We start from the raw sequence: 13,755 nt of genomic DNA, 5'->3' as shown, positions 1-13,755 counted from the left end.
ACCTGCATAACATCCTCCTTCGCTGCAGTTGACGCTTGAGATTCCACCGCGGCAAGGGCGGGGTCCATACCATTGGCTCCAGGTTGGCAAGAAGAATCTTCACGTCACAGCATTGGTCGGACAGCCATGTGTTCGGACTGTTTGCGCGGTTCACATGACCGCTGGCCATAATGCCCTCCGCGGATCAGGTCCCGGTCAATACCTCGCATTCGACGATGCTGTGGCCCATGTGGGTTGTCCTGATCGCCGGATCGACCGGCACTGCATTACGTGCTGTTCGCCTTCCCAACCGTTACGTCACGCCGGGCTTTCCCGTGTGATCTCATTTCACGCCGCGAGGGCGGCGGGTTCCTTGTAGCGTTCGTTCCTGGCCATCATCGCCCAAGCCATCCGGGCGAGTTTGTTGGCGAGTGCGATAGCGGCAACCTTGGTGGGGCGCCGGGTCAACAATCGAGTGAGCCAGGGCCGATGATCGGTGCCATGGATCTTGGCATAGCGGATGACGGCGAGCGCGCCAGCCGTGAACAGGCTGCGGATAGCGATCGCCTTGCTTGCTGATACTGCCAAGCTTGTCCTTGCCCCCGCTCGAGTTCTGCTTCGGCACGAGCCCCACCCAGGCCGAGAAGTCCCGTCCCGATCGGAAAGCCTTGGGATCCGCAATGCTGGCGACCAAGGCTGTTGCCAACGCCGGCCCGACGCCGGGGATCACGTCCAGCCGTTTGCTCGTCGCGCTTGATCGATGCCAGGCGATGATGCGTCGGTCGAACTCCAGGATTTGGGCCTTCAATGCCCGCAATTGACTGCCGAGAGCAGCAAGACACGCACGGGCCACCTCGGGGAGCCGGCGGTCGGCTATATCGGCGACGACTTCCAGCAGTTGCTCGACACCCCCGCGCCCGACAGGGGCGACAATCCCGAACTCGGCGAGATAGGCGCGGATTGAGTTGATCACGGCCGTCTGCTGGCGGATGAAGAGATGGCGCGCCCGGTGAAGCATCAGACAGCTCTGTTGCTCGACCGTCTTGGTCGGCACGAACCGCATATTGGGTCGCGTGACCGCCTCGCAAATCGCCTCCGCGTCGGTGCTGTCGTTCTTCTGCCGCTTGACGTAGGGCTTCACATAGGCCTGAGGCATCAATAGCACCGTATGCCCCAACGCCTGCAGTTCGCGGGACCAACGGTGCGATGATGCGCAAGCCTCGATCCCTATAAGACATGGTGGCACCTTCTGGAAAAACGCCAGGACGTGCCGGCGCCGCAACTGACGGCGTACGACCACCTGGCCGGCTGCATCAACGCCATGCACTTGAAAGACCGACTTCGCGATATCCAGGCCGACTGTCGAAAATGACTGCATAGGCTGCTCCTCCGAATCGTGGGAGCCTCAGACGGCGCCCACTCCTTGGCACTCTCGTGCCGGTGGAGGAGCCGTCCACAGCATCAAAACCGGACATCAACCAGCGAAGGACCGTGGGTCTCACAGCACTGGCGTACACTGCATGTCTGCTGCGACGATGAGCGGCCCGTTGTAGGCAGTTCGCAAATCAGCGATGGCCGCATCGAGTTCAAACAGACCGAAATGACTGACGATGAGCTGCTTGACCGCAGCCTCTTGGGCAACGCGTCCGACGACTGCCGGTGTTGCGTGCAAGGGAACATTCGCACCGGGCGGGATTGCAAGATGCATGATCAGGAGGTTCGCGCCCTTTGCGAATTCGACGAAGCCTGGATCGGTGCCGTTTTGGTCGGAGCTAAACACGATCGACACATTTCCGGTCTGCACGCGATAGGCCAAGGTTGGCATATTTCCATGCGGGATTTTCCGTGCCGTGACTGTCGTTCCCTCGCGCTGCAAAACCACGGATGGATCGCTTTTGACAGCGTCAATCACTCCGACATCAAGTCGAACGCCACCCGCCACAACGCGCCCCATATCGGGCCGCACGCCGCTGCCCCCCTATGAGCCGCCTAACGCCGATCCGAGCACTGGAAATGCGCCAGTCTTCTCGAAGTCTATGGCTGAGTGGGCGGACTTCGCAGCTTGGTGCACGGCAGCACCTCAAGAACCTGGGTCGGAACCGGTCCCGGTGGCCCGGTACATGGCGCAGCTCGCCGAGGGGTACCAAGAAGGCCTCGACGGCCCAGCGATGCATCGAGAGATTTGGGCGCGCATAACACGGCCGGGCCGACCTCGAGCTTTTTTAGGGGGAAGCTCGACGGGCTTGGTAAGCCGCGGTCACGAGACGCAAGGATGGCTTCCATCCCGGGGGTGGCCGGTTTAGGTGGAGGGCCGTCCCGCGACCGCGGATTGGAATCCATCCAATCCTGATCTCCGACAGCTTCGCAGAACTCAGCCGGTTTGAGCGTTCGCTATGTCACTTACCCGACATTAACTTTCGAAGAGACGGCTCCACATCTTGGAGCGGCCTGGCCGATGCGACTCGTCAACATCCGACCGATGCGGAATCTCGCACTATGAAACCAATCAGCCATTTGGACGTACTAGGGTGAGCGGAGCGGACGCTTGCTTCCACAAAACGGGATCGCACCGCTAGACATGCGGCAGGGAACGACAGCGCGTTCGTGAGGGCGATATGCAAGAATGTCAGGAAGCAGAGCGGTACCGAGACAGGCGGGGCAATGTCGAGAACGGGCTAGCGACGTGGCGGACCCGCTGGCCAGGCAGGAATGGCTTCGATTGGCGGCGGAAATGGAGAAGCTGGCCGAAGCGGAGAGTAAGCGCGCCAGCCGTTCCGCGATGGTCATGCCGAGTAAGCGTTCACGGCAAGAAACAATTTGACTAGCTTGTAGCCCTAGGCGACGGCGACGCCGGCCAAGACCGCGACGGCGGTGCGCTCGATGAGCTCGAAGCCGCTCACGCGCGTTGCCCTCGCGCGATAGCCGGACCACACAAGGAGCACGTCCAGCCTGGATCCTGCAGGCGCGATCAAGGCGATGGTCATTGGCCAGCCTTGTTGAAGATATGCGCGGTGGCGATCTCGCGGGCGGGCTGCTCGCCTAGAAAGCCGGCGCGGTCGAGCACGAGAGAGGGACGGTCCAGAGCCGCCCCAATCTCGGCATTTATCGGGGACTGAGCGAGGCGGGAGTCAAAGAACTTTTCTGTTCACTGAAAGCATTTATGTTCCTAGCAATCATTGGCTTCAGCAAAACAGGTTGCCGAGCTGCCACCCATACGGCAGCGAATAGTTGTTGCGAGGTTTGCGCTGATTGTCAGTTTGCGCGTCCGCGCTCACATGGGGTCGATGATGTGGAGAACGTTTCTCGCCTCAGTGGGCTCAAAGAGCCCGAGCACACGTTCGCTTGGTGTTGAGTCGTGGCAAGCATCTGGCCAGCCAGCCAAGTCTACCATGGGTTGACTCTGCTAACCTCGGCGGAAAATCTTGCCCCGTTCGGCCGCGAGCGCAAGCTCCGTCCAATCGCGAGCAAGCTGCAACCAGCATTCTCGATCGACCTGGTCGAGGCTGTGAGTCGCCTCCTCCCGGCACGCCGCCGCCTCCTTATAAAATTGCTGAGCGGAGGCGGTCATCTTGGCATAGTGTGAACAACTTCCCAGGTAGACCGGTCTTCATCGTTGCCTCGGCACATAACCCGCAACACGAACGGAAAGCATGACGCGCATCAAAAAATCTTTTGACGGCTATGTTACTGGCAACACGATTTCGCCACTCCCGTTCCTATTTGCGACTGAGGCCCTTGAACGAGCTCGCCCGAAGTAAACCCTCGGAAGTGATGTCGTGGTATTCAATGTCTGCGAAAAACGTCGGCTCTACCCAGGTTGCCTTGGGCTTCTTGATTGGCCGGGTCAGCTTGGCTTTTGGACTCACGACGGTATCTAGCTTCTTACGGATCTCGCTGGAGACGGTGCGAGACGAGCCCGTCCCGACCTTGCCCATGTAGACAAGCTTTTTCCCTTCCTGCTTCCCCAGGTAGAGTGCGGCGACTCCGGGTGGGGTCATTAATGAACCCGACCACGGGGAATTTGCCTTTCTGAACGGCTTTAATTTTCACCCAAGCTTCATTCCGGTCCGACCGATACGGCGCCTCAACCCGCTTAGAGACGATACCCTCGTAATTGAGTTTTGCGGCGGCCTTGAACAGCTCGTTACCGTCTCCGGTCAGGTGTTCGCTGTAGAGCGCGGGCGCCTCGACGCAGTGGGTATCGAACAACTCCTTCAACAGCTCCTTACGGGCAAGCTGAGACGTTCTGCGGAGATCTTTGCCGTCCAACCACAGAAGATCGAAGGCGTAGTACAGCAGGCGATCCTGGCGGCGTCCTGCCAGCTCTGCCTGCAGTTCGGAGAAGTTGGTCCGGCCCTCGTGGATGACGACGACTTCCCCATCGATGATGGCCGGGGGAATATCGAGAGCGCCGCCGATGGCTGAGAACTTGGTAATCCAGTTGTGGCCGTTGCGGGTGAAGGCCTTTCGGGAATCCCAGTCGATATGAGACTGGACGCGGTAGCCGTCGTATTTGATTTCGTGAATCCAGTCCTCGCCCGCGGGGCTTTCATCTTGAGGGTGGTAAGCTGGGGCTGAATGAAGCCCGGCATCGCTCGCCTGGTACGCTTTGCCACTTACGCAACTCACAATAAAATACCCGCCACAAGGTTGGACCAACGATTCTACCAACGTTACTGAACGTGTCTCCTAACTTTGAAGCCGGAGACGCGTTCCACTAGTGAATACACCCAAACGTTCTCTACAACCGCGAACGCCTTTGCAGGTTGTGTTATTGAGAACGCTTCTCGAACGGCGCACAAACAGGATGCGATAAAACAGAACGCCCCCCAGATCGTCTAAGGAATGTCACTTCTGCTTCGGGTTGGGCCGATGCTGTGCGGCTTGTTCAGAAAGAATTCGCGGTTGCCGAAAGCGGCCTCTGCATATTGGTCAATCGCGACTTGGATGGCCTCGATGTGCGCCCTGCACCAACCTTCACGCGTCGAAAGCCGACGCGTCTGATCGAGCGACTTCAAGAACTCGGGAGCGTCCTCCATGTCGGAAAAATACTTCGGTCGCCTGGGCGCAGAAGTCATCGACCTTCGCCTGCATCCGGCTCAGGAGGGCTTCGGCTGAAGCTGTCCCTATCCCCGCCTGGTGTAACTGGAGGATTTCTTTGCGCTGGCGGCCTATTTGCACGCGCATGCGCTCGATCTCAGAGCGGAGGAATTCGAGGGTGGGCATGACCTAACCTGGGATTTGGCTCAATAGAACGAAACAAGAACTGAGAGTCAAGCTCTGCGGCGCCGCGAGCCGCTGTCCGGGAGACACAGCCCTACGCGAAGCGGAGAGCGCACAAAGGCATCTGGGTCGAACCGAAGCTGCTGGCGGAGATCGAGTACCGGGCCAAGTCCTCCGAGGGAAAGGTGCGGCACCCATTTTTCGAAGGCCTGCGCGAAGATATTTGATTATGCCGTGTACTCATCTGTGGACGCCCCGCGAGATGCAAGCGGTTTTTGAAGAAGATCCGCACGTAGTCGGATGCTGCATCTGTCCGGCCTCTGATGGTGCAGCGATGAAGCTGCGGCCCGTATGGTAGTCCGCAGACCGGAACCCAATCATAAAAGCGTGCTCCAGGCGCGATGAGTACATCTGGTTCTTCCGGCCCCCTCTCGCCGACTGTTGCGCCATACCCTCCTTCGACCGACTACATCTCTGACGACCTCTGGCCCGCAGTCTGATGCAGGACTGAAGCCTTGGCAGACCAGTGGGTCTCTATGCATAACCCCAGATACGCTGCTGGGACGCGCTCCGTAATTTGTGCCCCACGATCTCAACCGCCCGCATCAAGCTGCGTTCCTTAACCGGCCCCGGAGCGGGGTCGCGTTCCTATCGTTAGGAACACGGCGGTCTTTTAGGGAGCGTTAGATGCCCGCTGCACCCGCGTCCAGACTAGATCAGCGCGAAGCGCTCGCTACATCGCGCTTTAGCGCAGCAAGTCGCTGGCTGCCAAACGGTTGATCGTGGCGAAGCGCTGCTCGGCGCTGCCATCGAAATCTATGTCGGCCACCAGATCGAGCAGACGCTGATAGGCATGGTCGGCGACCGCGACCGGTAATGGCTCTTCGTCGAACGTATCGACATAGTTGTCGACGACCGTATTCAGCAGCCGACACAGACCGCGGTAGTCTGGCTCGTCCTTGCAGACATCGTAGAGTTTTGCTGAAATTCGCGGAAGGTATGCAACCCGTGGTGCTGTTGCGAGAGCCACGTATGCAATGCGTTCATGATAGCCTCTTCGAATAGGGAGAAGAAGCTACTAACTTATACAGCCCGCGGAGAGCATCGACAAATGTGGTTTTGTCAAGTCCCTATGCACCATATGCAGCCGTGTCGGAACTCGACACTTTACCGTGCAGTCGATCGCCCGCCGCATAAGCCCGTCCAGCACAATAAGACGCCCCGCTGACCACGAACCGTCCAGCCGGATGATCATTTGGCACTCATGCCGACCATTTGTGAGGCGACCCCGGTCGGCAACTGCTTCCAAGGGTAACCCACCGTGGACCGCATGTTTCTGGCTGTCATCGTCTCGGCACTGCTGCTACTTACCGGCGCCTTAGGCTTGGCGCTCCGCGGACTTGGTGGATCTGATATCAGCGCGAAGCACTCGCTAATCACGCCCTCCCTCGTCCCGCCGTCTCCTGATCCTGCGACGGTGGGACAGGCTGCTCGTCCTGAATTTCGTCCAGGACGAACGGGCGAACCTCGGCCAGCTCGACCACCTGGGTGACTAAGATTGAGATCTGCGCTCACAGCAGTACTATTTCTGTCGACGCCCGACCGCAAAAGGAATGAGCCCCATCTCCCCGTCCCATTCAGATACCGCTGAGAGTATTGCGCTCCCGCGCATTAGTCGGAGGATGGCTGTCGGGAGGATGCGTCGCGGCCGCTTAGCAAAGGGCCGCGACGAGAAGGACGTTGGTTGCGCCGTGGCTTTTACTTCCCGCCGGATCCGCCGGCTCCCCCGGCCCCACCGCCCGCTTGGCTGCCCATATTGTTGGTGTTGGACCCGCCACCCGTTGGCTGCCGTCCCATGCTGTCTCCAGCTTGGTTCTTCATACTCGAAGCGCCGGTCGTTATCTTCTTCTTGCCGGCGGACGATGGGCCGACTTCACCCTGCCCGGAGGCGCCCGGCGCGGGCTGGTTGGATTGCGCGTATGCGCCCGTTGTTGCGAGCACGAAAATGCAGGCGGAGGCCAAAGCAATTTTCTTCATGAACGTCGTCTCCCTTTGGTTTCTAAGTTTTCGACAACGGCATAAAGGATGGCGGCGTTCCTATTGATATCGCGACGCGGCCGATTGTGACGAGTGCATGCGCGGGTGACCGGGAAAAAGCCTCACCCTCGCGTGGGGCTCGGGGAAACCCTGCACCCGGCCGGACGTTCCTAACGATGGGCAAGTAGCGACCGTAAAACGAAGCGAGCGTCGCAGATACGGAGCGCCAACTCAAGGGAATCGAGCCAATACAGCGATTCTGGAGGACGCCCATGGACACCGAAAAGCAACCGCCTCGAGATCAGGCCAAAAACAGCTGGCCGAGACCGCCGTGAAAACCGTGGCGGACAAAGCAAAAAAGGCGGCGGCTAGACGCATCCCCAAGTCAGTCAAGAAGGTGGCGACAACAGTCGCCAACGCTGCCGCGAAGAAGAAAGCAGTCAAAAAAGCCACCAAAAAGAAATCTGCCAAGAAGTCCGCAAAGAAGTCGGCCAAGAACACTGCGCCCAGGAAATCAAAGAAGGTCGCTAAGAAGACCTCGAAAACATCAGCAAAAAAGAAGGCCTCGAAATCGAGGCGCTGATCACCAGCGGCACCCGCAACCAAGCGCTGGTCGTCAGAGCGTGTGCCGGCGCACCGATGTCGCCTTCCTGCGGGGACCTGATGAAGTCGAGCTTGCCCACGGACTGTTCGACGGTTGCGATGACTGCAAGCGCCTGGTTGGCCGTCGGCACTTCGGTCGCTAAAACCGCGACATTGCTTCGCTTCCGAAATCCGATGATGTAAGTCAGAAGTTTCGGGACGGTCATGACGTCCACCTGCTGAAAGGGCGGCCCCAGCCTACGGTGCCTGTTGCTAGTTGGAGCCGCACTTCGAGCAAACGTTGTGATACTGGCCTGGAGCGCGATGCCAATGCTGGTCGAGAGCCAGCGTTCCTACTGAAGATGTGTGGAGGCAGGCTACCCGGGAATTTAATGTGGCGACGTATCGTTTGTTAGCGCGCGAGCGCGCCGAAAGCAGAGGATGGCGTCGGTGCGCTGGACAAGCCGCGCGCTCGCGGCCCCAGCCGTCCCCGGCCTCCTTTGTCCCAAAAGCCCCGGAGACGATTGAGGTTGTCGCGCGCTGCGTTACCGATAGAGCAGTGCAAGGATGATCAATGCCGGTGTAGTCTTGCCGACCGAGATAATTAGCACGATGAACATTCGCTCGTTCACGGCGTCCCTCACGGGACGAGAATAGACCTGGGGCAGGACGCCTTGGGTATACAAGTGAACAGATGAAACAGAGGGTAAGGGACATCTCGCTTCGGTGCGCTGGGCCGATCGGCGCGCTCGCGGCCCCAACGTCCGCCCCGCCTCCCGGCCTCCCGGACGCTTGGGGCTGTCGCGCGCTGATCAAGTACGACGCTGCAAAAATGCGCGTGGTTATCAGGGATAGTCCGATGCGCGACCTGCTTAGTCCGCGTGAGAAGCGATTATTGAGGCGCTTGGCTGCCCGGGAAGACTGACGCGCAGATCGCGGAGCGGCTCGGCGGCACCGCCAAGCAAGTTTGACAGCAGAAAGTCAGGCTGCTCGCGCGATTGCAATCAATTCGCCCGACGAGATCGCCGATGCAGCTGAGCGATGGGCGGCCTGGCCGCGCTATCGAGGCATCACGTAGAAATCTCGCTGGCGAAACCACCCCCACGCCTCGTCGGAACGGTCGGCGCACACCAGACGATACATTGACCTAAGGATCAAAGATGCGCCGCTGCTACTGGTCCAGGGTTAACGAATGGTTAAGCCGGATCTGGGAGGTTGCAATGGGGGTGACCTAAAACGAGGTCCACATGTTGAGGCTGAAGAAAGCTGCCCCGGTATCCCGCACTTTGAACATCGGCCAGATCGACACCGCCGAGTTGCTGCTGCACCGCGTGTACGCCTTTGGAGCGGCCGAGGGACATGCCTCCGGCGAGTCAGTGGGGCAAGACGCTGCGGGCTGGGAACGGGCAGAAATGGCTCTGCTACAGGCGCAGATCGACACCCAGCGTCAAATTATCAAGCTGCTCCGCAACGAATTGTCAGACGTGAGGAAGGAACGGGACGCTTGGCGCAGTCGGGCTCACAGGCTGTGTCGATCGGTTTCGACTGACCTCACAGCCACCCCGCGCCCCGGATCGTTTGCGGCATCTCTCCAGCAACGTCGAATACATTTCCGGCAGCATTGACTCAAACAACTGCCGCAAGGACCGCACCTCGCCGCCACCGGCTGCCAACATAGACCTGCACGATGTCGGCCAGTCGCGCAACTACACTCCTCCAAGTTACCTACTTGGTCCCAGTAAGGCTCTTTGCGCGCCGCTCCGCCTGCTCCAGCGCACTTTTCGCAGCTTGAATAGCGCGGTTGTGTGCCGACTCCACTTTCGACAGCGCATCGTTAACCCTGTGCCCGGTGTCCCTGTCCTCCTTTGGCAGAGCCTCCCAGGCTGCACTCTTGTCCTTATTCCTCGCGTGCTCGGTCATGATCAGCTTGCCGCGAAGGTCATCTATCTCCCCGCTGCGCTTGCTTCTGTTCTTGCGTCGGCGCATTCCACTACGCCTCCTCGCGCTCGTACTCGCGGCGAAGTTGTTTCTGTTAGGATTGTTAGCCATGGTTATCCTTTCTGCTGCAGGGGTGATGCGCCGGACGTCGCCAACCACCTGATGGAGGGGCAGTACAGCAGCCCGATCCGCATCGTCAGCTTCAACACCAGCGAGGGCTAGTCGCGCGATGCATCGGAGGACATTGCCGAGGAGCTACAGCGGCGCTGCGCTGAGTGCGGTGAGGCCCGCCGAGCCTCGAGGGCTTCCTCAAAGCCCACGGGCGCGGCGTCGATATCCAGCTTATGCTCCTCTAGCATCGCGCTCCACCGACTCCTATGATGCGGAGAGCAAATTCGGACATTAATCGAAAAAGCCTTTGGCTCAGTCCACCACCAATTGAAGTTGTTTGGTCAAGGAGCCGAACGTCTCAAGCTCCTTCTTGATCTGAGCGGCCATTTCGACAGAGGAATTTCCGACCGGTTCGGCCCCGAGTTCTAGCATGCGTGCTCTCGCCTCCGGCGAGTTGACGATCTCGACCACCTGATGATTCAGTTTCTCGACGATGGAGGGGGCCGTATCTGCGGGCGCCAATAAGCCGAACCAAGTCCCGACATCAAATCCAGGTATAGGACCCTCGGCGAGCGTGGGCACGTCGGGCAGTGCCGACGAACGCCGCGCCGTCGTGACAGCGAGCGCCCGCGTCATGCCGTCCCTGACCTGCGGTAAACCGGACGTGACGGTATCGAACATGACCTGCACCTGCCCCCCCATCAAATCGGCCAGTGCGGGCGCGCTTCCGCGATAAGGGACATGAACGATATCCGTCCCAGTCTTCAACTTGAACATTTCGCCGATGAGGTGATGCGCGGTGCCGGCGCCAGCAGTGCCGTAGTTCAAGCTGCCGGGCTTCTGTTTTGCCAGAGCAATAAACTCTTCCACGGTCTTAGCTGGCACCTGGGCGTTGACAACGACCATGTTAGGCACGAGGGCGATGACGGTAATTGGAGAGAAGTCGCGCCCGAAGTCATAAGGCACTCTGGAATAAGCACTCTGTGCGATGCTGTGATGAGTGGCGCCCATCAACAATGTGTAGCCATCGGGAGGTGATTTCGCGACCATGTCAGCGCCTATCGTTGCACCGGCTCCGGCACGGTTCTCGATGATAACGGGCTGCCCCCACGCAGCGGTCAGCGCCTGCCCGACGATTCGGGCAAGGACGTCTGTCGTCCCTCCAGCGGCGAACGGAACGATGATCTTGATCGGTCGATTGGGATAGCTCACGGCACGATCCTGTGCAGCGACGACAGTCGCGCCCACGATTACGCCGACAGCTGCTGCAAGGATCGTCCTCAGTACGCGCATCGTTTCCTCTCCTTTTTGTTATTCTAGCCGATACTTGAAGGCCGGCGTTTAGCCGAACTCCAAGGTCGTCAGCGACCGGCCGACTTCAGGTTAAGAGACTTCATAATCTGTTAAGAAGGCGGACGGCCAATTTAGTCCCACCCGCTGGGCCAAATATCTCAAAGCTTGCGGGCATGACAGGAAAAATCGGGATAAGTTCCCAAGATTTGCTATCAAATGACGGATTCATTCCAATTCCTGACCGTGGTCATGTATCCGATTTGAGGAGTGAGGCGGACATTCGGGCTTGGGTGACGTGATGCGTCCTCTGAGACGATTATCGCTGCCGCTTCTGTACGTTGATCCCAGTGTACTAAATGTCGAGCCAAAGCGGAGATAAGCGCCCGACACCATCGCCGAGCAGTCGAATGAGCAAAAGTGTAGGATTGCTGTGTCCGTAGGACCGTGACTTACTTCCCGTTTGCATGGATAGGGATTCCAAAAACCGCTTGTGCGATAGCCTCGCGGTCGATGTTCCCGAACGGGTCACGGGGCACCGCGTCTACGGCCGTCAATAGATCGGGAAGGTTGTGCTCGGGCAGATGCATCCCGGCCGTTGCCAGGATCTTATCGATTATAGCGTCGTCACTTTCGCTCCTTAGCTGAACAACGGCCGCAACGCGCTGACCCAGCATAGGATCGGGCACACCAAATGCCGCAGCATCCAACACCATGGGGTGCGCAATCAAGGCTCTTTCGACCTCGGTTAGTAAGATATGCGCCCCGGCGCGAACGATGACATCGGGCGCACGATTAGCCAGTGGCGCAACGTTCTTGAATTCTATCAACCGCGCCATCTAGGCTCCTTCTCGGCTCAGGTCATCCAATCTTCCAGAGAGACAGAGAGAGAGATCGAAACCTTTCTGTCGACCGGCCTTGTAGGTCTATTTTCTTCGAAGCCCCAGTGAGGTTCTTGCAAGATCGTAATTCATGACTGCACTTGGGTCATTGCACGGCAGCAATCAAATGCCCGGCCGGCTACGTCGTTCACCGCTCGTAAGTCCTTAAGGCGATAAGTTTGATCGTTCATCAACGCTACGGCACCGCTACATAAGTTCGCATTTTGATTACGATCGTAGCGGACTCCCGCCGATCCGACATCGAACTGCAATCAACGCTCATGAAATCTTATGGGTCAGTGATCTCGACTGCGGCGAACGGTATGTAGCCGCTTCTTAGATCGGCTATCAGAAAGAGGGTCCATGAAAATCGTCATCGCAACCACTCCGGCGCCCGGACATGTCAATCCAATGCTTGGGATTGCACGACTTCTCTTGGCCGAGGGTCACGAGGTGTTTGCGTTCACAGGGCGCGCCTTCGAGGAACGCATCGAGGCGATAGGAGCCACATTCCGGCCTATTCCCGCGAGCGCGGATCAGGACGTCGTCGACCCTTTCTCGAAATATCCCGAGTTCAAGACTCTGCCTCCCGGATTGGAGCTACTTCGCATCATTCTCGAGCGATTGTTCGTCGACCACATTCCAACGCAGCACCACGGATTGCAAGAGGTGCTACAGGAAGTCCCGGCCGACGTTGTCATCGGGGACGACTGCTTCCTCGGGCTACTGCCGATGCTCCTGCAGCCTAGATCGATCCGGCCACCTGTCGCCTGCTTCGGCACCTCCATCCTGCATTGGCCGCGGGAAGACGGAGCGCCCGACTTTCTCGGATTACCACCGGCAGCCAGCCCGGCTGAACATGCTGCAACCATTCGGGACCACGACAGAATCGTTCATCAGCCCCTTGCACTGCGATTGAACCGAAGCCTGCAAGAGTTGGGACTGGGACCGCTTGCAAACTCGCCATTTGAAGCGATGGTGAGGCTCTCCGATACATACTGGCAGCTGACAGTTCCTAGTTTCGAATTTCCTCGGGCATTACCGAAATCGGTGAAGTTCATCGGCACGCCGCCGATTATGCCGAACCAGGCAACGCTTCCGCCTTGGGCGGCAGACTTGGACGGCAAGCGTAAGGTTGTCCTCGTCACTCAAGGAACGGTCGCGAACCACGACTTCAACCTCCTGATTATGCCGACCCTGGCTGCCTTAGCTAATGATCCTGACCTCCTCGTCGTCGTCACAGCGGGCGGGCGGCCAGCCGAGGATATCCCGGGCCCGATCCCGGCCAATGCACGCCTCGCCAGTTATCTACCATTTGAATGGATCCTGCCCCGGGTCGACGTGTTTGTCACGAACGGTGGCTATGGCAGCGTCAATCAAGCGATGAGCTTTGGCGTTCCATTGGTCTGCGCCGGGCTGACCGAAGACAAGGCCGACGTCAACATGCGGGTCGGGTGGTCCGAGGTCGGAATTGATCTTAAGACAAACGCGCCGACACCCCAGGCCCTCCGCGAGGCGGTGCGGGCTGTTCTCGATACGGACAAATTCCGCCGACGGGCCTTGCTGATGTCTGAAGAATTCCGCGTTATTGATACCCGAGCTGAAATCATCCGCGACATCGGGCGATTGCAGCCCAAATCGGCCAACCGAGAACACGCAGCCTCGATGGCGACAAATTGATTATCGCGCCAAGGCCATCCAAGGAGGCGGATCG

General features: G+C 58.9%; 15 protein-coding genes and 2 pseudogenes. 3 read left to right on the top strand and 14 right to left on the bottom strand.

Annotated features, from left to right (window positions below; genetic code table 11):
• Window positions 1-327 precede the first annotated feature (327 nt).
• The 7 genes and pseudogenes from AC0L3X_RS40835 to AC0L3X_RS40805 form a co-directional block, all read right to left on the bottom strand.
• Window positions 328-1,357 (bottom strand): annotated as a pseudogene (locus tag AC0L3X_RS40835) (IS110 family RNA-guided transposase).
• A 120-nt stretch (window positions 1,358-1,477) separates the two neighbouring features.
• On the bottom strand, window positions 1,478-1,891 hold the full coding sequence (locus AC0L3X_RS40830; RefSeq protein WP_473317378.1) for a hypothetical protein: 414 nt from the start codon (window positions 1,889-1,891) through the stop codon (window positions 1,478-1,480).
• Window positions 1,892-2,813: 922 nt separating this feature from the next.
• Window positions 2,814-2,963: a hypothetical protein gene (locus tag AC0L3X_RS40825; RefSeq protein ID WP_354100639.1), complete on the bottom strand. Its 150-nt coding sequence runs from the start codon at window positions 2,961-2,963 to the stop codon at window positions 2,814-2,816.
• 732 nt (window positions 2,964-3,695) lie between these two features.
• Entirely contained in the window at window positions 3,696-3,914 is a 219-nt protein-coding gene (locus AC0L3X_RS40820; protein ID WP_456679775.1) for an ATP dependent DNA ligase, read from the bottom strand.
• Window positions 3,862-4,650, bottom strand: a complete 789-nt coding sequence (locus AC0L3X_RS40815) for an ATP-dependent DNA ligase (protein ID WP_473317377.1) — start codon at window positions 4,648-4,650, stop codon at window positions 3,862-3,864. The genes AC0L3X_RS40820 and AC0L3X_RS40815 overlap by 53 nt, the downstream gene beginning before the upstream one ends.
• 167 nt (window positions 4,651-4,817) lie before the next feature.
• Window positions 4,818-5,057 (bottom strand): hypothetical protein, encoded by a 240-nt coding sequence (locus tag AC0L3X_RS40810; protein ID WP_354100642.1) that lies wholly within the window; start codon window positions 5,055-5,057, stop codon window positions 4,818-4,820.
• Window positions 4,957-5,205 (bottom strand): hypothetical protein, encoded by a 249-nt coding sequence (locus tag AC0L3X_RS40805; protein WP_354100643.1) that lies wholly within the window; start codon window positions 5,203-5,205, stop codon window positions 4,957-4,959. Before AC0L3X_RS40805 ends, AC0L3X_RS40810 begins: the two co-directional genes overlap by 101 nt.
• 74 nt (window positions 5,206-5,279) lie before the next feature.
• Between AC0L3X_RS40805 and AC0L3X_RS40800 the strand changes: the two are divergent.
• A pseudogene (locus AC0L3X_RS40800) lies at window positions 5,280-5,429 on the top strand (ATP dependent DNA ligase); the annotation flags it as partial.
• A gap of 518 nt (window positions 5,430-5,947) precedes the next feature.
• On the opposite strand, the gene AC0L3X_RS40795 reads toward AC0L3X_RS40800, so the two are convergent.
• The 4 genes from AC0L3X_RS40795 to AC0L3X_RS40780 all read right to left on the bottom strand — a co-directional run bounded on the left by AC0L3X_RS40795 (window position 5,948) and on the right by AC0L3X_RS40780 (window position 8,048).
• Window positions 5,948-6,232 carry a hypothetical protein gene (locus AC0L3X_RS40795; protein WP_473317376.1) on the bottom strand — a complete coding sequence of 95 codons (285 nt, stop codon included), beginning with the start codon at window positions 6,230-6,232 and terminating at the stop codon, window positions 5,948-5,950.
• A gap of 728 nt (window positions 6,233-6,960) precedes the next feature.
• Window positions 6,961-7,239, bottom strand: coding sequence for a hypothetical protein (locus AC0L3X_RS40790; RefSeq protein WP_354100645.1), 279 nt, complete (start codon window positions 7,237-7,239; stop codon window positions 6,961-6,963).
• A 231-nt stretch (window positions 7,240-7,470) separates the two neighbouring features.
• Window positions 7,471-7,845 carry a hypothetical protein gene (locus AC0L3X_RS40785; RefSeq protein ID WP_354100646.1) on the bottom strand — a complete coding sequence of 125 codons (375 nt, stop codon included), beginning with the start codon at window positions 7,843-7,845 and terminating at the stop codon, window positions 7,471-7,473.
• On the bottom strand, window positions 7,767-8,048 hold the full coding sequence (locus AC0L3X_RS40780; protein WP_354100647.1) for a hypothetical protein: 282 nt from the start codon (window positions 8,046-8,048) through the stop codon (window positions 7,767-7,769). The genes AC0L3X_RS40785 and AC0L3X_RS40780 overlap by 79 nt, the downstream gene beginning before the upstream one ends.
• A gap of 1,020 nt (window positions 8,049-9,068) precedes the next feature.
• Here AC0L3X_RS40780 and AC0L3X_RS40775 point away from each other — a divergent pair.
• Entirely contained in the window at window positions 9,069-9,446 is a 378-nt protein-coding gene (locus tag AC0L3X_RS40775) for a hypothetical protein (protein WP_473317375.1), read from the top strand.
• 100 nt (window positions 9,447-9,546) lie between these two features.
• On the opposite strand, the gene AC0L3X_RS40770 is transcribed toward AC0L3X_RS40775, so the two are convergent.
• The 3 genes from AC0L3X_RS40770 to AC0L3X_RS40760 all read right to left on the bottom strand — a co-directional run bounded on the left by AC0L3X_RS40770 (window position 9,547) and on the right by AC0L3X_RS40760 (window position 11,999).
• A complete protein-coding gene (locus AC0L3X_RS40770; protein WP_354100649.1) occupies window positions 9,547-9,807 on the bottom strand; it encodes a hypothetical protein in 261 nt (86 codons plus the stop codon).
• A 375-nt stretch (window positions 9,808-10,182) separates the two neighbouring features.
• A complete protein-coding gene (locus AC0L3X_RS40765) occupies window positions 10,183-11,163 on the bottom strand; it encodes a tripartite tricarboxylate transporter substrate binding protein (protein WP_473317374.1) in 981 nt (326 codons plus the stop codon).
• Window positions 11,164-11,612: 449 nt separating this feature from the next.
• A complete protein-coding gene (locus AC0L3X_RS40760) occupies window positions 11,613-11,999 on the bottom strand; it encodes an AMP-binding enzyme (protein WP_354100651.1) in 387 nt (128 codons plus the stop codon).
• A gap of 405 nt (window positions 12,000-12,404) precedes the next feature.
• Here AC0L3X_RS40760 and AC0L3X_RS40755 point away from each other — a divergent pair, with 405 nt between their 5' ends.
• Complete coding sequence (locus tag AC0L3X_RS40755) at window positions 12,405-13,721, top strand: glycosyltransferase (protein WP_354100652.1); 1,317 nt, start codon at window positions 12,405-12,407, stop codon at window positions 13,719-13,721.
• Window positions 13,722-13,755 lie beyond the last annotated feature (34 nt).

This window comes from Bradyrhizobium sp. MI1.7 (assembly GCF_055811795.1).
The sequence above is the reverse complement of the archived record's forward strand: the minus strand, read 5'-3'. Positions and strand labels throughout refer to the sequence as shown.

Excerpts from the sequence above, each read along its gene's own strand:
- AC0L3X_RS40825 (WP_354100639.1), bottom strand. The coding sequence starts at position 2,963 with ATGACCATCGCCTTGATCGCGCCTGCAGGATCCAGGCTGGACGTGCTC.
- AC0L3X_RS40820 (WP_456679775.1), bottom strand. The coding sequence starts at position 3,914 with ATGGGCAAGGTCGGGACGGGCTCGTCTCGCACCGTCTCCAGCGAGATC.
- AC0L3X_RS40810 (WP_354100642.1), bottom strand. The coding sequence starts at position 5,057 with ATGACTTCTGCGCCCAGGCGACCGAAGTATTTTTCCGACATGGAGGAC.
- AC0L3X_RS40805 (WP_354100643.1), bottom strand. The coding sequence starts at position 5,205 with ATGCCCACCCTCGAATTCCTCCGCTCTGAGATCGAGCGCATGCGCGTG.
- AC0L3X_RS40790 (WP_354100645.1), bottom strand. The coding sequence starts at position 7,239 with ATGAAGAAAATTGCTTTGGCCTCCGCCTGCATTTTCGTGCTCGCAACA.
- AC0L3X_RS40780 (WP_354100647.1), bottom strand. The coding sequence starts at position 8,048 with ATGACCGTCCCGAAACTTCTGACTTACATCATCGGATTTCGGAAGCGA.
- AC0L3X_RS40775 (WP_473317375.1), top strand. The coding sequence starts at position 9,069 with ATGTTGAGGCTGAAGAAAGCTGCCCCGGTATCCCGCACTTTGAACATC.
- AC0L3X_RS40770 (WP_354100649.1), bottom strand. The coding sequence starts at position 9,807 with ATGCGCCGACGCAAGAACAGAAGCAAGCGCAGCGGGGAGATAGATGAC.
- AC0L3X_RS40765 (WP_473317374.1), bottom strand. The coding sequence starts at position 11,163 with ATGCGCGTACTGAGGACGATCCTTGCAGCAGCTGTCGGCGTAATCGTG.
- AC0L3X_RS40760 (WP_354100651.1), bottom strand. The coding sequence starts at position 11,999 with ATGGCGCGGTTGATAGAATTCAAGAACGTTGCGCCACTGGCTAATCGT.
- AC0L3X_RS40755 (WP_354100652.1), top strand. The coding sequence starts at position 12,405 with ATGAAAATCGTCATCGCAACCACTCCGGCGCCCGGACATGTCAATCCA.